Annotated in this window: 17 protein-coding genes; 1 reads left to right on the plus strand and 16 read right to left on the minus strand. The window is 44.3% G+C overall.

The window, feature by feature from the left end; all coding sequences use genetic code 11:
* Positions 1-188: 188 nt before the first annotated feature.
* The 7 genes from ACNA6I_RS06200 to ACNA6I_RS06230 form a co-directional block, all read right to left on the minus strand.
* Entirely contained in the window at positions 189-1,634 is a 1,446-nt protein-coding gene (locus tag ACNA6I_RS06200) for an N-acetylmuramoyl-L-alanine amidase (RefSeq protein ID WP_416313073.1), read from the minus strand.
* Between the two features lie 391 nt (positions 1,635-2,025).
* Positions 2,026-3,432, minus strand: coding sequence for an MDR family MFS transporter (locus ACNA6I_RS06205; RefSeq protein ID WP_048003561.1), 1,407 nt, complete (start codon positions 3,430-3,432; stop codon positions 2,026-2,028).
* 47 nt (positions 3,433-3,479) lie between these two features.
* The gene (locus ACNA6I_RS06210; protein ID WP_048014250.1) at positions 3,480-4,091 is read right to left on the minus strand and encodes a TetR/AcrR family transcriptional regulator; all 612 of its coding nucleotides are present in this window, start codon (positions 4,089-4,091) and stop codon (positions 3,480-3,482) included.
* A 204-nt stretch (positions 4,092-4,295) separates the two neighbouring features.
* Positions 4,296-5,177, minus strand: a complete 882-nt coding sequence (locus tag ACNA6I_RS06215; RefSeq protein ID WP_416313221.1) for a sulfite exporter TauE/SafE family protein — start codon at positions 5,175-5,177, stop codon at positions 4,296-4,298.
* Between the two features lie 96 nt (positions 5,178-5,273).
* A complete protein-coding gene (locus tag ACNA6I_RS06220) occupies positions 5,274-6,476 on the minus strand; it encodes a glycosyltransferase family 4 protein (protein WP_416313074.1) in 1,203 nt (400 codons plus the stop codon).
* A gap of 31 nt (positions 6,477-6,507) precedes the next feature.
* Entirely contained in the window at positions 6,508-7,248 is a 741-nt protein-coding gene (locus tag ACNA6I_RS06225; protein WP_048003557.1) for a glycosyltransferase, read from the minus strand.
* 138 nt (positions 7,249-7,386) lie between these two features.
* The gene (locus ACNA6I_RS06230) at positions 7,387-7,575 is read right to left on the minus strand and encodes a hypothetical protein (protein WP_048003556.1); all 189 of its coding nucleotides are present in this window, start codon (positions 7,573-7,575) and stop codon (positions 7,387-7,389) included.
* A 128-nt stretch (positions 7,576-7,703) separates the two neighbouring features.
* On the opposite strand from ACNA6I_RS06230, the gene ACNA6I_RS06235 reads away from it, so the two are divergent.
* Positions 7,704-8,201 carry a DinB family protein gene (locus ACNA6I_RS06235; RefSeq protein ID WP_252266474.1) on the plus strand — a complete coding sequence of 166 codons (498 nt, stop codon included), beginning with the start codon at positions 7,704-7,706 and terminating at the stop codon, positions 8,199-8,201.
* Between the two features lie 283 nt (positions 8,202-8,484).
* Here ACNA6I_RS06235 and ACNA6I_RS06240 read toward each other — a convergent pair whose 3' ends face one another.
* The 9 genes from ACNA6I_RS06240 to ACNA6I_RS06280 form a co-directional block, all read right to left on the minus strand.
* On the minus strand, positions 8,485-11,538 hold the full coding sequence (locus tag ACNA6I_RS06240) for an SNF2 helicase associated domain-containing protein (RefSeq protein WP_416313075.1): 3,054 nt from the start codon (positions 11,536-11,538) through the stop codon (positions 8,485-8,487).
* A 103-nt stretch (positions 11,539-11,641) separates the two neighbouring features.
* Complete coding sequence (locus ACNA6I_RS06245) at positions 11,642-12,163, minus strand: CotD family spore coat protein (RefSeq protein WP_416313076.1); 522 nt, start codon at positions 12,161-12,163, stop codon at positions 11,642-11,644.
* Positions 12,164-12,283: 120 nt separating this feature from the next.
* Positions 12,284-12,667: a nuclear transport factor 2 family protein gene (locus ACNA6I_RS06250; protein WP_048003553.1), complete on the minus strand. Its 384-nt coding sequence runs from the start codon at positions 12,665-12,667 to the stop codon at positions 12,284-12,286.
* 69 nt (positions 12,668-12,736) lie between these two features.
* Positions 12,737-13,036 (minus strand): putative quinol monooxygenase, encoded by a 300-nt coding sequence (locus ACNA6I_RS06255; protein ID WP_048003552.1) that lies wholly within the window; start codon positions 13,034-13,036, stop codon positions 12,737-12,739.
* Positions 13,037-13,091: 55 nt separating this feature from the next.
* Complete coding sequence (locus ACNA6I_RS06260) at positions 13,092-13,727, minus strand: nitroreductase family protein (protein WP_416313077.1); 636 nt, start codon at positions 13,725-13,727, stop codon at positions 13,092-13,094.
* An 18-nt stretch (positions 13,728-13,745) separates the two neighbouring features.
* Positions 13,746-14,225 carry a MarR family winged helix-turn-helix transcriptional regulator gene (locus ACNA6I_RS06265; RefSeq protein ID WP_416313078.1) on the minus strand — a complete coding sequence of 160 codons (480 nt, stop codon included), beginning with the start codon at positions 14,223-14,225 and terminating at the stop codon, positions 13,746-13,748.
* Between the two features lie 325 nt (positions 14,226-14,550).
* Positions 14,551-15,615 (minus strand): 23S rRNA (adenine(2503)-C(2))-methyltransferase RlmN, encoded by a 1,065-nt coding sequence (gene rlmN / locus ACNA6I_RS06270; protein WP_048003549.1) that lies wholly within the window; start codon positions 15,613-15,615, stop codon positions 14,551-14,553.
* A 97-nt stretch (positions 15,616-15,712) separates the two neighbouring features.
* Positions 15,713-16,351, minus strand: a complete 639-nt coding sequence (locus ACNA6I_RS06275) for a FusB/FusC family EF-G-binding protein (RefSeq protein ID WP_416313079.1) — start codon at positions 16,349-16,351, stop codon at positions 15,713-15,715.
* A 265-nt stretch (positions 16,352-16,616) separates the two neighbouring features.
* Positions 16,617-16,874 (minus strand): CD3324 family protein, encoded by a 258-nt coding sequence (locus tag ACNA6I_RS06280; protein ID WP_048003547.1) that lies wholly within the window; start codon positions 16,872-16,874, stop codon positions 16,617-16,619.
* Positions 16,875-17,401 lie beyond the last annotated feature (527 nt).

Below are 17,401 nucleotides of genomic sequence, written 5' to 3' on the forward strand. Positions count from 1 at the left end.
GGGAACACCCGTCATAATAACTTTTTCCGAGGGAGTCTTCGTCCTGCACTTCAATCAAACGCTAAACACAATGAAATCGTAATGGTCATGAAACAAATTAAAAACCCGCATCCATTTACCTTTTTGCAGGCAAATGAATGCGGGTTCTACTATGACAAAAACACCTTTGTACCAGCCTCTTTATGCATTTACTTATTCATCAGCTGCTTCATCGCATCTTCCATCAATAAGATCTGTGCCTTTGACGACGCTATGGAATCGCTTAGATTCCGTTCATGCAGGGCCAAAATCATTTGACCATAAGTGGTCCCGGGCACGGCCCATTTTCCGTTTAAATCTGTCCAGTCTCGGGCGATCCCCCTTTTCACAAGGGAAAAACGTGGATCGATGAGTGGAATGCTACCCGGCAATGGGGATGTGGTCGCATAAGCGAATAGATGCTGAAGGTGGGCGTGGACGCCTTCCTCAGGGGTACTGAATTGTGCGCCATCCGAACCTGGTCCAGTCGTCCCGATCCCGGCATAATTATTCTGCGAAGCTTTAACTTGTCCAGTAAATCGGAAAAAGTTCGTTTCATGCAGTGCTTGGGCATAAGCCACATCACCCCGTATACCGTACAGTCTTCCAAGAGTGGCATAGTAAGCTCCGAGAAGAGGTGCTGAAGGGTTCACCTTCCTTGCAAACTCATCAAGTTGATGACCTTTCAACACACTTTCCCCCAGGATGGAATACCCCGGTTTTGAAGGATATTGTGGCGGAGGGGTCGGTTTTGGGGCGGAAGTTGGCGGAGAGCTAGGTTTTGGCGTATTCGTTGGCTTTGGTGGAGATACGGGAGGCACGGATGAAACTGCGCCTTCAACGACCAGGAAAGCATCGATCTTATATCCCTTCAACGTTTGAACCAGGTTTTCAGCATTTTGCCGATCGGCAAATGCCCCTGCCTGGACCCGGTAATATGTTTTTCCATCAAGTAGTAAGGACGTGATGAAGGAATCGATTTTTCTAGCAGCAAGCTCTTCCACCCTCTCTTCAGCATTTTTCCGATCGCTGAAGGACCCCGCAATCACTTTGAATGTTGCCTTTTGTGCATCAGGCAGCGCCAATGCTTTGGCAACGCCCTTTCCTAATCCGGAGACTACATCTGATCTGAACGCCGGTGACTGCATCAAAGCGACATCGGTATCACGATCGATGAATAGGACCTCCACTAATAGAGCGTTCATGGTTGTTTCCCTCAGTACATGAAAGTTCGCCCTCTTCTTTCCTCGGTCCACCACACTATGCTTGTTGATGGATGAGACGATTTCATTGTGGATGGTGGCTTGGAGGGATACCATATCATTTGATACCCTTCCATCATAAATATAGCTTTCGAACCCTGTCCCACCCCCTGCGTTATGGTGGATGGATAAAAAGAAATCAACTCCTCTGGCATTGGCAAGTCGGCTTCTTTCCTCTAAAGATAATTCCCGGTCGGATTCACGGGTCATGATCACGTTGACCTGATAATGTCTCAGTAGGAAATCTCTCAGTCCGAGAGCTATGAGCAGATTATAATACTTCTCTTCATGGCCTTTATAGCTTGCCCCGGGATCGCTTCCACCATGACCGGGATCAATCATTATGACCTTCACTTGTTACATCCTCCTTTAATCGTTGCTACTATAGTATATGCAGGATTATACCAGCCTGTTCGGACAAGCTGCCAATCATTTAAAAACGTAGAGGGCGTGTGGCAAAGCCGAAGTTAGCCATCCTCGGTATCTCCTTTGCCTTTTCCAGATCACGCAGGGGATCTGGATTCGAGGAAAGCGGGTTTCTTACGTGTTTCCAAAGTGCTTTCACAAGTCTATCACCTCCTCCTATACCATATGAGCCGGAGGAAGAGTTGGTGTGGATGAATGGATAGTTACTAGATTCGGAATTCTTCACGGTTTGGGGAAAAGAAAAAATCCGTGCAACCAATCGAAAGGCGATTGGTCGCTCGGATCAATGTGCTAGGTATCAGATTTCGTGTATTCTCTGTTACGCACTTCCCTTGATTCTTCTTGAACCGGGATTCCTCACAAAGAATGACAGGATCAGTGCCAAGATTGCGGTGATGCCCGCCACCACGAAGGAAACGTTCACCCCGTGGATCATGCCCTCCAACCCTTTCGTTGGAATGGCGCTTGTGGTCATGACGGTCACGAGCATGGCCGTACCCATGGCGCCGGAAACCTGACGCATCGTATTGTTCATGGCCGTACCATGAGGGATCAGATTCGAAGGAAGCTGATTGAGTCCTGCTGTTGTAACAGGCATCATCACCATGGCCACCCCGAACATCCTTACTGCATTCCAAGTTGCCAAGTAAGAAAATGTCGTTTCTGCAGATAAATTGGTGAACATGAATGTCGATAGGGATAAGATTGTAAGACCGATGATCGCGAGCCATCTGGCTCCGAACTTATCAAACAACCGGCCGGTTATGGGGTTCATCAGCCCCATGATCAAAGCACCCGGCAAGAGCATCAATCCAGATTCGAGCGCTGAAAAGCCTAACATGTTCTGCATGTACAGTGGAAGGACCGTAGCTGCACCGATCATGGCAATGAATACAATCATGCCTAATGCAGTTGTTAGCGTGAACATGGAATTTTTAAATACGCGGAATTGAAGCATCGGCTCTTTCAAGCGGAGCTGTCGAAGGATGAACCAAAGCAGCGAGAGTCCACCCACGATCATGGACAGATCCACCTGGTAGCTTCCCCATCCCTTGGAGCCTGCAATACTGAATCCATAAAGCAACCCGCCGAAACCGAATGAAGATAAGATGACAGACAGGATGTCCAATTTAGGGAATGTACGTTTTGTCACATTTTTCAATAGGAAATAGGCAACGATGAAATCCACGATCACGATCGGCAGGATCACATAAAACAGACTCCTCCAAGGGAGTTCTTCGACCATCCACCCTGAAAGGGATGGTCCGATCGCCGGCGCAAATGAGATAACAAGCCCAAACATCCCCATGGCCGCTCCCCTTTTTTCTACTGGATAAATCATGAACAGGATGGTCTGCATCAGCGGAATGATGATTCCTGCACCAGAGGCCTGTATGATTCTTCCTACCATTAAAAAGCCGAACGAAGGTGCGACAGCACAGATAGCTGTCCCAACCGCGAAGAGGCCCATGGCACTGAGGAATAAAGCCCGCGTCGTAAAACGGCCAATCAAAAATGCCGTAACCGGGATCATGATCCCGTTGACCAGCATAAAGATCGATGTCAGCCATTGCGCTGTACTTTCATCAAGGTTCAGGTCTTTCATGATATGGGGCAATGCCGTACCTAATAACGTTTGATTGAGAATGGCGGCAAACGCACCGGAGATCAATACGATAAGCAGTGGTGTTTTGTTGAATGTTTGTGTTTGTTGCGAATCCTCCATTTTTCATTCTCCCTTCTATCTTCTGGTCTTATTTCACAGAAGATCCTTCACATGGAAACCCCTTTCCTTATCATGTGGATCTCCCTATCATATTTATTCAGCGCTTCCTTTACAGTAAGTTCATCCGATATGCTTTTAACGAGGTTATGGAATGTGATCGCGGTGTTGATCTGGAGGAGATGATACAGATCCTCCCTTGTTTGGATGTTGAGAAGACTTCGATCAATCAGATGATACACTTCTGCATAGCGCTGATCCAACGTTTCTTTGGTCAAATGCTGGGTGAAGGTCTTTTCAATTTTATAATTCATATTCAGGAGGACATTCCGCATGAAACGGTTTTGGTCACTTATCCTAGAATGCTGCAGGACCATTCTAAATAGTTCCCTGCTTGCTTCAAAAAGGTCGCCATTATGTTCACGCAATAAGGAGGTGAAGTGTTCAAACCTCTCCCTTGCATGTTCTCCTACCAGGTAGAAGAATGCGTCTTCCTTGTCCTCGAAATACTGATAAAAACTCCCCCTCGGTATCCCCGCCATTTTCAGGATATTTGAAATGGATGCTTCATAAAGGGATACCCGGGAAAACTCTTCACGAGCAGCATCGATCAATCTGCTCCGTTTCTCTTCACGCAAATTAAAAAAAGTCGGTTTGGGCAATTCGGACACTCCCTCTGTGACGGATGTATGCCAAGAAGAAAACTTCAATGGTCTATACCCGCATTGCTATAAAATAAAGACAAAAATCCTTCAGCGATTCCCCAATACAAAATGACACGATGTCACATGGAACCTTATCCACTTTATGTGACATCGTGTCATATGTCAACCACTTTGCTCACTCATGAGCAAAGTCGTTTCTTTTTATCTATTCTTTTTAAGTCTTTTCCCCTTCAGACTGTAGATAACCCCGAGGATCCACATAAACAAGATGACTGAGCATACCACCAGGATTAAGGTACTTGGTTGGTTAAACGCAGTGAGTAACGTATAGGAGTTGGTAAGAATAATGAATCCGCCTACAAGCACACCCAGGAGAAATGAAGGAAGTTTCTTGACCAACAGTGCAGCAAGAGGTGCTGCTGCAACGCCTCCTATAACGAATGCCGCCACCCACTGCCAATCAAAATTCCCCCATCCCAGGAACAGAATAAATCCGAGTGTAGCAGATAACGTCACAGCAAACTCACTCGTGTCCACAGTACCGATTACCTCCCTTGGCACTGCCTCCTTCCTGGATAATAGAACGGGTGTATTGATAGGTCCCCACCCACCACCTCCTATTGCGTCAAAAAAGCCAGCCGTGGCTCCAAGAGGCAATAAAATCCTTTTTCGCACATAAGCAGCGGGTTTCACGTCATGCTCATCACCAGACGAAGAAGGCCAAAAAAGGAAGCGGATGAAAATATACAACCCCAATAATAATAAGAAGGAAGAAATATAAGGTCTGACCGCCTCTCCGGGGATACTGCTTAAAAATGCCGCCCCGATGAAGGCACTGATACTTCCCGGAATCATAAGGAGCAAGGCCATGCGCTTGTTGACATTTCCGAACTTCCAGTGTGCCATCCCCGACGCAGCAGTCGTTGCAATCTCAGACATATGGATGGAAGCAGATGCAATAGCCGGTGCAACTCCATAAGCCAGGAGCAGTGTGGAAGACGTCAGTCCGAAGGCCATTCCCAGGGAACCATCTATAAGCTGTGCAAAAAAACCGACGATGGCAAAAATAATTAATTTACGCATGACGTTCACCTTCGACTTGATCGGCATATACAGGAATCCTATAAAGAATCGCCTCATAATTCCTTGTTCCATACCGTTTGAGACATTGCCCCATGATCATGACAGAGCCCTCTTATAAAGAGCCAGCGTCTGGGAAACCATGGCATCCAATGTCCAGCGTTCATTGGCCCATGCAATCGCCGCATGCCCCATCCTGCAGCGTCGGTCATCATCATTCAGCAATTCCACTATTGCATTTTTTAATGATCTCACATCTCCTGTGGGAACAATCAAGCCGTTCAATCCATTCTGAATCATCTCTGGAAGTCCCGCAGCATCGCTGACAATCGCCGGCAATCCGGCTAACTGCCCTTCTACAACCGAAAGGGGCTGAGTATCCTGAAGACTTGGCTGGATGAGCACATCACCTTGAGCAAGGATGGATTCCATGCTCTGCAGGTGTCCGAGGAATGACACGCGGTCATTCAACTGAAGCCGTCTTGCTAACGCCTTTGCTTCCGGTAGGTAATCACCATCTCCGACAATTAGGCAATCCCAGTCTTCCCGGACCATGTTCACCTGCGATAGGGCTTCAAGCAGAAAGGTAATTCCCTTAAGATAGATGACCCTTCCAGAGAAGATGAGTATCTTTTTTTGACCCCTCTTTGATACCGGTGTGCCAATTTGCTTGTTATGGATTCCAAGCGGGTACGAAATGACCTTTGAAGGAGGCACCCGAAAATCGGCTTCGATTTGAGACTTCATCCACCTTGATTGGGTGTGAATATACTTGCTTCCCTTATATCCCTGCTCTTCAAGTTTTTGATAATACTTGAAGTCGCGTCCTGTCAGGATTGAATGTTCGGATAGCTGGGGATAAACGGATTTTAATACGAGGAATATCTCCTTTGTGAGACTTCCATGCGCACTTGTGACCAAAGGGATATGCCCAGGCTTCATAGTACCGATGATTTGAGCCGCGGTGACATCTTGTGCATGAATGATATCGTATGACTCCAATCCATATTCCCTTAATGTCATTTCAAAATTAAGACGATAGATCTCTGCCTTTTGAATGATTGAATGCTGATGGTGATACGGGCATTCTACGTTCATTCTGGCCATAATCTTCGGGCGCATCGCCTCCAGCATCATCCCGTGATCCAGATGATGCATACGATACCCACTCAAGTCGGGGCGCTGTGAAAATAGATCAACTTGGTGACCAAGGGAAAGTAGCTTTTGTTGAAGATTCGATACAACGGTCCATATTCCCCCAGCGTAAGGAAGGGGGTAGTAAGACACCAATAAGATCTTCATGCGGATCCACCTTTCATGTTTAGGTCTGTCTTCATTCGAACACTACTCGCTTTAGCCTGTTCCCTTGAAAGTTGAGGAAGTTTTCAATCTTAGGTATATAGTGATGTTTAATCATATAGGTTTCTTTCTTAATTCCTTCCTGGTTCTTACTTGTACCTTGATTGGGGTGCGCACGATAGTTCAATAAGACTTGGTCAAGATAGTAAAATGGAATGCCTTTTAGTAAGATGCGATACCACATTTCATAATCTTGAGTATAGTTGAACTCCGTAGAAAAATACCCTACTCGATTAAAGATTTCCCTGTGCAAGATAACGGTGCACCCGTTTATCGGGTTGGATGTCAAAAATGATCGATATACTTCCTCTGCGTGCTGGAACTGTCCACCGCATTTAGGGATTAGAAGATTATTATCAGGTCCGATATAATCATAGTTGGTAAAGCTTGCCTTCGCATGATGTTTCTTCATGAAGTGGATTTGTTGTTCTACTTTGTGTGGCAGGAAGACATCATCCGAACTCAGCCAGGCGATATACTCCCCATTTGAATGTTGGATGCCCGTGTTAATGGCAGATGCTGTCCCTCCATTTGCTTTCCTCACATAGTGAATCGAAGACAGATAAGGATGAATCCTTTCTACTTCCCGATCGGATCCGTCGTCCACCAGTATAACTTCGATGTTCGGGTATGACTGTTGAAGGGCGCTCTCGATGGCTTGGTCGACGAACGCACAGTTATAAAAAGGGATGATGATTGAAACCAAGGGCTGCATGAAAAATCCTCCTCATTCCGGACAAGTTTTTACATCCTATTCATCCCACGCTACATCTGATTAGACCTTTGCCCACACCAAAAAAAAACTGGCTGCGTTGAATGGAAATCATTCAACGCAGCCAGTAAAGATCCATGTTCAGTTCGGCTTAAAGTAAAAATTCACCCTATCATAACGAGCATGATAATAAATGATCACGTAATCATCTTTTAAAGGTTCATTTATTTTTTTGCCGTGGGGAAGATAAGGATATTCTTCGATGATAACATCTTCCCCGGAAAAGTGTTCAGCAATCCATTGTTCAATGTCGTTCTTGATCGTATCCATCCCTCCACCCCTTCAGCATAATCTCCATTCATATCATACAATACCCCCAAGAACCCCTCTGAAACCCATTTACTGTACGGATAAGAGTTGAACGACTACAATGAAAGAAACATGTAGGAGGTAGAACAATGAAAGAATCGATCACATTGATTGAAGATACACGCAAAGAACTATTCGATGAACTACAAAACCTTTCAGATGAAAAGCTCAATCAAAGCCTTCATCCAAATCGCTGGACAATCATGCAGGTTGTCGACCATTTATATTTAATGGAAAAGGCTGTCACGGCCTCCATGATTAAAACACTAGAACACGGTGAAACCAGCATTATTGACGATAAGCCGGTAAACCTTACCGTCGACCGCTCAAGAAAAGTGCAAGCTCCTTCATACGTCGAACCTGCCGATGAAAAGAAGACGCTCGACGAGATGAGAGAAAAACTTAAAAACTCGCGCAAAGACCTACTTCATTTTCTCACAACAACCTCTGAGGATGAATTGAAATCAAAGGGAAATCCCCATCCTGTATTCGGAATGGTACGATTGGATCAGTGGGTTCCCTTTATCGGGTATCACGAAAAACGGCATATCGATCAGATTCGCGAATTGAAAGCAGAGCTGAGCTGATTCAGGAAAAGGTTGGGACAAAACGAAAAATGGACCATTTCATGGCGAACAGTATCAGTAAAGATTCTTTATACCGCTCAAGTTTTCCGTGTAAGCCCCCCCTTTCCGCTGGTAGCCCGTGAGAGCCTCCTCGGCCTGCCTTCGGGTTCTCACATAAGCTACTCTTCCCGTTGGAAACAGTGAAATGGTCATGTTCATGAAAGAAACCCGAATTCATTTGCCTTATCGTGAGCAAAAGAATTTGGGTTTTACTATGACTAAAACACTTTTGTCCCAGCCTCTTTCACTCTTCCATCAAAATTTTCAAGTCCTCTACACTCCAGTGGTAATCTTGATCAATCACCTCGTGATATAACGCCTTCTTTTTCAGCTGAAGCTCATTCATCTTCGCTTCAATTGTGCCTTTTGATAACAATTTAATCACCTGGACTTCTTTCGTTTGTCCCATTCGATGGGCGCGGTCCGTTGCTTGATTCTCCACAGCCGGATTCCACCACGTATCATACAAGATGACGGTATCTGCCCCTTGTAGATTCAAGCCTGTTCCTCCTGCTTTCAAGGAAATCAAGAAGAAATCACGTTCCCCCTCATTAAAACGCCTGCATAGATCCACCCTTTCAAGTGAATCGGTTTCACCGCTAAGATAGAAATACGGCGTGCCCTGTTTAAGCAACTCGCCACCAATGATTTTCAGCATACTTGTAAATTGGGAAAAAATGAGGACCCTTCTCCCTTCCGATTTGGCATCCTTTATCAGTGCAAGGAGATGAAGGAGTTTAGCAGATCCTCCTCGATAGCCCTCTACAAAAAGAGCTGGATGACAGCAGAGTTGGCGGAGCCTTGTAAGACCCGCTAGGATTTTGATGCGATTCTTATCCAGTGTATGGCGATCGAGATGCTTCCATTCATCATGCTTGAGTTTCGCAAGATAGGACGCATACAATGCCTTTTGTTCAGGTAAGAGGTCAATCATTTCTACCGACTCATGCTTTTCGGGCAACTGTGTCAGCACATCCTTTTTCACACGCCTCAAAATGAACGGGCGCACCTTCCTTGAAGCTTCTTTAGGCTGAAGATGGCTGAAATCTGTGATCCCCCCTAGTACACCTGGCGAAATCACGTGAAAAATCGACCATAATTCCTCCAATGTATTTTCAATGGGTGTACCCGTCATAGCGAAGATCCTCTTAGAACGGATTTTCTTCACCGCCCTGCTGGTCTGTGTGTATGGATTTTTAAAGGCTTGGGCTTCATCCAAAAATACCGTATGAAATTTCACGTTTTCATATTGCCGATAATCCATTCGTATGAGGGGATAAGATGTAATCCATACATCTGCCCCAGTATCCAGCATGAGATTTTTCCGTTTTGTTGAGGTCCCTTCGATCACCCGCACCCTCAAAACCGGGGCGAATTTCTCTAATTCCCTTTGCCAATTATGTACCACAGAAGAGGGGCATACTACCAGGATCGGATCTTCGGGATCATTGGTTTCTGCTTTTTCAGAGAGGATATAGGCGATGGCCTGCAGGGTTTTTCCGAGTCCCATATCATCAGCCAGCAATCCACCAAAACGGAATGAAGCTAAATATTTCAGCCAAGAGTATCCTGTCTCCTGATAGGGCATCAAAACCCCTTTTAATTCTTGTGGAACAGGATAATGCAATGTTTCAGGATGATGGATCCCCTTAATGAATTCAGCATATGATTCATCCAGATGATAAAGGTCACTATCTTCAACGATATCAAGAAGCTCGGAAGTTGGCGAGACGGCTACACCCATTCCATTCAGAAGGTCATGGCGATCGGCCTCGACGGTGTGAAGAAATTTCTCCATATCTCGAATTTCTTTCGTTTTCAACGATAACAACGACCCGTCACCCATTGGATAATAGGTGCGTTTTTCTTCCAATGCCTGCAATATTCCTTCAATCTGTTTCTGCGGAATCCCATTCATATCGAATGAAAAATGAAGCCAGTTGCCCCTTTCCTTATTCACCTTCACTCGAAGTCTAGGCAAGGCCTTGCGTTTATATAGACGATTGCGGACGGCAGTCGTCGCAAATATGTTCATGTACCCTTTGAGGTCATTCACCCCGTAGGTCAAAAAATCAAATTCCAATTCTTCATTTTGAAGGTATAAGCCTTCTTCCGTGCGGGTGAAAGGAATCTGATCGATTTTTTCGAGAATACGCTGCTCCTGGACACGATCCCTCAGGAATTGTCCATCGTCCTGAACAGGGGCAAGCGGATTGATTGAGAGATGCCCATATTGAAATTCCAACCCGGCCAACAGCCTGTTCCCTACCCGATCAAGGTAAAGCTTCGCTTCCAGTGGGGTGTGGGTGATCAACGTCATCATCGTTTCAGAGAATGTAACTTCCCCCAGGTCTTTTAACCCTACTGCGACCTTTTCAACAAACAGATTGATCTGAGTGTGGGGAATCCTGATCACATCAGAAGATGACGTAAGCAACTTTTTCATCTCTATCAGTTTGCGCCCATTGGGTGCAGACAATGTCCTGAAGATCCCGTCATCCATGACCAATTCATAGGAAGGAATGACCTGTAGATCTCGGACACCCTTGATATGCAAGGTAAAACCTTGTTCTGTATGATCAAAATGAAAGCCTATGTCCGGCATGTCTTTGGAGACAGTAAATCCTGCACGCTCCCCCGTTGGATATTCGAAGGAAGCCTTAACGTACGTAAGGAGAGGTTGAATGCCCCTCCATGCAGAAGGCGAAATAATAAGTGATCCCGTATCCGGATGTCCTTCCCTACTATGCTCTAGACAATCCAACAGCTGCATGTCCTCAAGCTGAAGACAATGGGAGGATGGAAGATAATCGAAATCGTTGGAAATCCTGTAACGCTTCCCTTCTTTAACCGCTTCAGTGAAGCCATGGATGTCAAGAATTTCCCTTCCTTCTATAGTAAGATACAGATACATGGTTTCTTCGTACCTTAGGAGCCAGTGAAGGTGCAGGACATCCCTGGTTTCGAAATGCGCTTTTACAGTAGGGACGCTTTTTTCCTCATTGAAGAGTGCGATTAGTCCATCTGCGGCAGCCTCATCTTTCAAAGCCAGCCACACCCCTGCAATATGCTGGCATTCCTTCTTGAATGATGCCAGTTTGGGACATGAACAGGAGGCTCGATCATCGCTCAGGTTGATCGTCACAGAGAAGTCTTCATCGCCCTTCACCGTTGCGCTCACATGTTCATCCCGTTTAGAAAGGATGTGTACACGATTGCGCCTCACATACTCTTGTCCTTTTTTATATGATTGATCTCCGCATCGATCTTTGATCATGCGGTCTGTCAGTCTGTACATATCTCGATTCCTTTCAACATTCTACTCCTCATGATACCAACTATCGGCTTGGAACGGAACCTACCCACAAAAAAATGGTGTCCTTAAAGGACACCATTCCTTATCACCAGAAATATCCTGGTCTTGGCCTGCAACATGGACGTGGTGGGCACGGACGAGGCGGGCAAGGTGGTGGGCAGTGATGCATCGGCATCTGTTGTTGCGGCTCTGCGCATACATGTTCTTCCGAAACGGAATTGACCACCGATTGTGTGTGTGGATAAGAGTGTACATATTTATAATGAGTGTGATTCACCTGAGTGGTGTGGCTTGGATGAACCATAGGGATTTGGACTTCCTGATTAACGTTTTCGGTGAATTGTTTTGTTGGGCTGGTCTGAGCCGGCATCATTTGTGTCGGTTTGGTTTGGGCTGGAGAAACCTGCGGATACCCGCAGTTCATCGGCTGTTGCCCGCTTTGGGCACCTTGAACTCCTTTATTTCCTTTATACATAATCTGTATCCTCCTCTCTTTCTCTGGGTCTAAGATAGTATAAGCAGGACAAGCGTCCATTGTCTGTATGAATACCCATTTCGTAAAAAGATTTTCGAAAAAAAAAAACAGCGATGCCCGCTGCTTGACCATAATGCCTGCTCATACTCATCAACTTCTACTTGAAATAGTATTGTACATGACACAACAAAAATTTTTGTTTATTCATTAAAAAACACCTTCTTATTTCAGAAGGTGTCAATCAATACCGCATTACTTCTTATAATCAGAAAACATGTCGGTATTGTCAGGCACATTGGCCAGATAAGTGATTTTTCCTGATGCATCTAGTTTGGCAAAATCTTTCCCTGTCTGGGTGTAGACTTCCCCCGATTTGCGTTTTCCGCAGACTGCCCATGGTGTTACATAAAGATCTTCTTTCTCATCATATACCCAGCCTTCAAACATATGCTTGAGGTCGACATTTTCCTGGAACACCATCTTTACGAATTGATTCCATTGATCGATGCCGTGTTTTTCATGTCCATTCAATACAAACGTCATGTCCTCTGTGAATAGGCTGCTCAACTCCTCAAACGCTTTTTCACTTGTTCTGGATTGATCGAACAGATCAAAATATTTCATTAAATTTTCCATATCCTTATCCTCCATTTTCCCAATAAAAAAAGCAGCTCCAAGAGGAACTGCTTCTTATCGGTTCATTGATTAAGAAAGCTTCAATTCTTGTCCTTCGAACATGCGCACTGCAAGAGGGCCGGCAAGGAATGCCTGGGCTTTAGCACCAAATGCCTTGAAGTGCTCGCTATTGTTATGGCTTTGGACTGCGTCCATATCCTTCCACATTTCAATCATAGTGAAATGATTCGGGTTTTCAACATCGCGTTTAAGCGAGTAGTCCACGTTTCCTTCTTCTTGTTTAGAAGCAGCGATCAGCGTACGGATCTCAGCCAGGAATTCTTCTTCTTTTGCAGGGTTCACTTGTAGTTCAGCGTGTGTAATAATCATGGATCATTCTCCTCTTCTTTGTTGGTTTAATACATTCAGTGATGGTCGGATTGGATTATTTCCATTCTGTGATTTCATCGATTGGAAGGCGGACAGACTGGTAACCAGCGTCTGCAGCTTTACCGATTGAAATCAACATAACTGGATAGTAGCGTTCTTTATCCATTCCATAGACTTCGGCAATTTGATCTTTTTCATACCCACCGATTGGATTTGTATCATATCCGTGGTGACGTGCTGCAAGCATCAGTTGCATGGATACAAGACCTGCATCGATCAGATTCATTTCACGCATTTCCTGTGTAGGAACCTGGCTTAGCATCCCTTTGATTGCAGGAATCTGTCTGTCTCTCACGTCTGCAGGCATAAGGCCTTTTTCCACAGCATCGTTATAGATACGGTCTGTGTAGTCAAGGCTGTTCATATCCACGAATACGGCAATGACAGCTGAAGATGTATTAACCTGTGTTTGGTTGAATTTTGCAAGTGGTGCAAGAGTGGCTTTTCCTTCTTCACTATCGATGACAAGGAAGCGCCATGGTTGAAGGTTCACAGAAGACGGAGCAAGTGTTGCTTCAGTCAAGATCTCCTTCATTTCTTCTTTGCTGATTTTCACACTCGGATCGTAGTTCCGGATGGAACGGCGTCCGGTAATGAGGTCTTGGAAGTCGTTGTTGCGAAAGGAATTCATGATGGTATTCCCCTTTTCTTAATAGTTGATTTTATTGACGTTGTCCTGGATCCTGGAAAGATTGGAGGAAAGCTCCTTCATCTCAGCCTCTGAAAAACCGTCAAGGACCCTACTGATGAATTGTTCTTTCTCACGTTTAAAGGAATCGATTTTTTCTCTTCCCTCTTTCGTCAGGCGGACGAATGTAAAACGATTATCTGCAGGATTCTTCCTGCGAGATACCATGCCTTGTGCTTCGAGCTGTTTCAAATGTCTTGTAACGGCTGCGCCATCTATACAAACCTCTTTTTGTAATTGGGTCTGACTGATTTCGTCAACATCAAATAATTTATGGAGAAGCTCGAGACGTGATTGACTGATACCGGTACAGCGTTCGAACTTGGGACTCATTAATTTATAGATGTCATTCAGCTGATAGATGATCTTACCTTCTTCTGAACAGTGATTCGGCAAAGCATCCCCCTCCTTTAACAATTGATCACTCAATAGTTGATGCATCAATTAATATACTATAAAGCGACCTGACTGTCAAGGATGCAGCCCATATTACATGACCCGTCAATCATAACGTGTAATCTCTTTAAAATCTTGTTTTAAAAGGTTACAAGCAAGATCATACTACGATACATTTGATGCGTCAACTAATAAGTTTCATCCAATTAATCAATCATTGATATATCAATTGTCTTCTCGTTTATTGATGAGGTTTGTGCAACAACAGTCTGTCGTAAAATCACATGACAAAAAATAAAAACCGGACGATCTCGATGTGCATCGATTGATCGTCCGGTCATGTATTGTGTTTGTCACGGCAGGCCTTCTATTATGCCATGGCTTTCTTAATTTGTTTACTGCGCAGTTGACCGCAGGCAGCATCGATATCTGAACCTTGTTCCACACGCACACCGCAGTTGATCCCATTATCCAGGAGAGTTCCGTAGAACTTCACGATGGCATCCTTCGTACTCCTTTGATATTGATTATGCTCATCAACGGGGTTATATGGAATCAGATTGACGTACGATAGATGTCGCTTGTCCTTCAGAAGCTTGGCAAGTTGCTTCGCTTCTTCCACATGATCATTCACATCACTCAAGAGGATGTACTCAAACGTAATCCTCCTGTTCGTTTTCTCCAGGTAATAATCAATCGCCGGCATCAATTTCTCAAGTGGATAAGCACGGTTGATCTTCATGATCCTGGTCCGTAGCTCGTTGTTCGGCGCATGAAGGGAAACAGCCAGGTTGATCTGGATATTTTCGTCGGCGAACTTGTAAATCTTATCGGCTAAACCACTTGTTGATACGGTAATATGGCGTGCACCGATGGATAGGCCCTTCTGGTCATTCACGACACGGAAGAAGTCCATCATATTATCATAGTTATCAAATGGCTCGCCTATTCCCATAACCACGATGTGACTGACCCTCTCGTCCTTGCCGGCCGCGTCAAGATGATGCTGTACATTCATGATCTGTTCCACAATTTCACCGCTTGAGAGATCGCGATTTTTCTTCAACAATCCACTTGCACAGAACGTACAACCGATGTTACAACCCACCTGAGTGGTCACACAGACGCTAAGTCCGTAATTAAAACGCATAAGAACGGTCTCAATCAGGTTTCCATCCTGAAGTTTGAAAAGGAATTTGATCGTTCCGTCCTTGGACTCCTGCTTAATTTCCTGTTGAAGAGTTTGGATGTGGAAATGGTTGTCCAACAGTTCTACACAGGCACTATTCAGGTTTTTCATTTGAGAGAAGTCCGTTACTCTCTTCTTATATAACCAGTCCCAGACTTGAGCAGCACGGAATTTCTTCTGGCCGTGCTCAACTAGCCAATCTGTGAGCTGATCTATCGTTAATCCGTATATGGATGTTTTGTCCATTTTTATACCCTCATTTCGAAACAATACGATTTTCTACTTATCTATACTACTGAAAGTATCGTAATGTTTCAAGGGATTTATACACTGTTCCTTTGGATTACGACTTCATTCTTTCTTGAAAATCGTGTAGCCTTTCAAGACTTTTCACTTGGGTATTGCACACCACGCTATCCTGACAAATATAATTACCCCTATTCACATAGGTTCCTTGCTGGGATTTTTTTGATTCTGACATGAACATTCCGATTTCACTGAATGAATGACAGATGGCACAGATCCCCTTTTTATTAGAAGGAGTGAATCTGCCTTTTAAACCCGTCAACTTCCCGTCTCGTTCGACCACCAAGTATTTGCGTTCCTGACCGTAATCATTCCAGCCGAGATAAGTGAGATTCGTTTCGTTCAACTCTGAAAGATCCGGCATCTTCAGCTTCTTCACTTTTGGAAACAACTTCTTCAGTTTCGCCTCGGTCATCGGTGGAAACGGAAGAATATATGGTTCAAGTCCTAAAAGGAAGTCCTCTGCCTGTTCAGAATCCTTCACCTCCTCGACTTTGGAAAGCATCTCCTCCTGAGAAACTGTCAGATCGGTAAACAACCCGTTCACTTTATCTTTCACTAATCCCCTCAGTGCATGCAGTACGTTCAGATCATTCACAGTTGAATTTCCATTCAGCAAGATTTGGGCTTGATTCGATATTTCATTATATTGATCATTTCGTATAAAGCGCTCCATTACGATCTCTCCTTACCTCATTTCAGTTCTACTATAACGCATTCATTCATTTGTTCATAGGTAGAGAACAACGTTAGAAAGAACTCCACCTTTCATGAACGATAAGAAAGAAAGGAGATGATCTAACTTCCCCGGTTAGGAAAAAGGGTTGTTTTTCATATGACTATTCTCATTTGTAAAAAAAACTCGCTTTGACACGATTGGTCAAAGCAAGCTGTTTTCTTTTGAATGATTGATTTTCCTGATCTATCTTCCATGGACCGCCTCAGCGTTTTCCATAAACGATTTTCTTTATCGTCTCGATGGATAAGTAATACCTATCTGAAATGGAAGCAATTGATTCTCCGGCTGTAAATGCTTCTAGTATTGAGTGATTTCTCCGTTGGAGCGCTTCCCTTCCACCTGATTTAGAGCCCCAGGCATCATATTCTTCTTTTCGTTTAGGGATATAAATGCTTTGTCCCTGAACATAGTTCTGTAATTCTCTCATTAGATAATCCGGAATTTGTTTGACTGTTTTCATCCGTGTCAGCTCCTTATCGTTGTTGGATCAATAAGGTACAAAGCCGACATATGAATGGCGATTTCATCTACCACCCCATGCAAAGGATCGCCGAATCATACAGGCTTTGCATGAGATGCTGCGGATTTTGGAAAACGGATTTCCATACGATCACCTCCTGCTTTCAGTATACTGATACAGGCAGTATAATTTCTATAATAAATTTTATGTGGTTTACATAATAATATTATAATAACAATCGACTTCTATTATGTTCAACCTTCTATTTGAGAAAATAAGTGACCATTCACCTATCATATTAGTCTTGTCAAGGCCCCAAATCATGAAACATTTCATACCAAGCGGTCATTTTGTTGAATCTTTCAATAAATGAGAGGTTATTCAGTTTTCAATATAAAATTTATACTATTCAGTAATTTGTCGCAACCTGCTAGAATCCTAGGTAATAAGGGTCACCTACATATCTATCATTTAACACAACGGCCTTTGTTCATCTCGATTTCTGAAGGGAGGATCGACCTGCTAAT

Origin of the sequence: Rossellomorea sp. FS2 (assembly GCF_047915635.1) — a bacterium.
GTDB lineage: Bacteria > Bacillota > Bacilli > Bacillales > Bacillaceae_B > Rossellomorea > Rossellomorea marisflavi_A.

What these genes read in the sequence shown, in the direction of transcription:
- ACNA6I_RS06205 (WP_048003561.1), bottom strand. Translation starts at nt 3,432, where the DNA reads ATGGAGGATTCGCAACAAACACAAACATTCAACAAAACACCACTGCTT.
- ACNA6I_RS06265 (WP_416313078.1), bottom strand. Translation starts at nt 14,225, where the DNA reads ATGCATCAACTATTGAGTGATCAATTGTTAAAGGAGGGGGATGCTTTG.
- ACNA6I_RS06255 (WP_048003552.1), bottom strand. Translation starts at nt 13,036, where the DNA reads ATGATTATTACACACGCTGAACTACAAGTGAACCCTGCAAAAGAAGAA.
- ACNA6I_RS06275 (WP_416313079.1), bottom strand. Translation starts at nt 16,351, where the DNA reads ATGGAGCGCTTTATACGAAATGATCAATATAATGAAATATCGAATCAA.
- rlmN (WP_048003549.1), bottom strand. Translation starts at nt 15,615, where the DNA reads ATGGACAAAACATCCATATACGGATTAACGATAGATCAGCTCACAGAT.
- ACNA6I_RS06215 (WP_416313221.1), bottom strand. Translation starts at nt 5,177, where the DNA reads ATGCGTAAATTAATTATTTTTGCCATCGTCGGTTTTTTTGCACAGCTT.
- ACNA6I_RS06240 (WP_416313075.1), bottom strand. Translation starts at nt 11,538, where the DNA reads ATGTACAGACTGACAGACCGCATGATCAAAGATCGATGCGGAGATCAA.
- ACNA6I_RS06250 (WP_048003553.1), bottom strand. Translation starts at nt 12,667, where the DNA reads ATGGAAAATTTAATGAAATATTTTGATCTGTTCGATCAATCCAGAACA.
- ACNA6I_RS06230 (WP_048003556.1), bottom strand. Translation starts at nt 7,575, where the DNA reads ATGGATACGATCAAGAACGACATTGAACAATGGATTGCTGAACACTTT.
- ACNA6I_RS06280 (WP_048003547.1), bottom strand. Translation starts at nt 16,874, where the DNA reads ATGAAAACAGTCAAACAAATTCCGGATTATCTAATGAGAGAATTACAG.
- ACNA6I_RS06235 (WP_252266474.1), top strand. Translation starts at nt 7,704, where the DNA reads ATGAAAGAATCGATCACATTGATTGAAGATACACGCAAAGAACTATTC.
- ACNA6I_RS06245 (WP_416313076.1), bottom strand. Translation starts at nt 12,163, where the DNA reads ATGGTCAAGCAGCGGGCATCGCTGTTTTTTTTTTTCGAAAATCTTTTT.
- ACNA6I_RS06225 (WP_048003557.1), bottom strand. Translation starts at nt 7,248, where the DNA reads ATGCAGCCCTTGGTTTCAATCATCATCCCTTTTTATAACTGTGCGTTC.
- ACNA6I_RS06260 (WP_416313077.1), bottom strand. Translation starts at nt 13,727, where the DNA reads ATGAATTCCTTTCGCAACAACGACTTCCAAGACCTCATTACCGGACGC.
- ACNA6I_RS06220 (WP_416313074.1), bottom strand. Translation starts at nt 6,476, where the DNA reads ATGAAGATCTTATTGGTGTCTTACTACCCCCTTCCTTACGCTGGGGGA.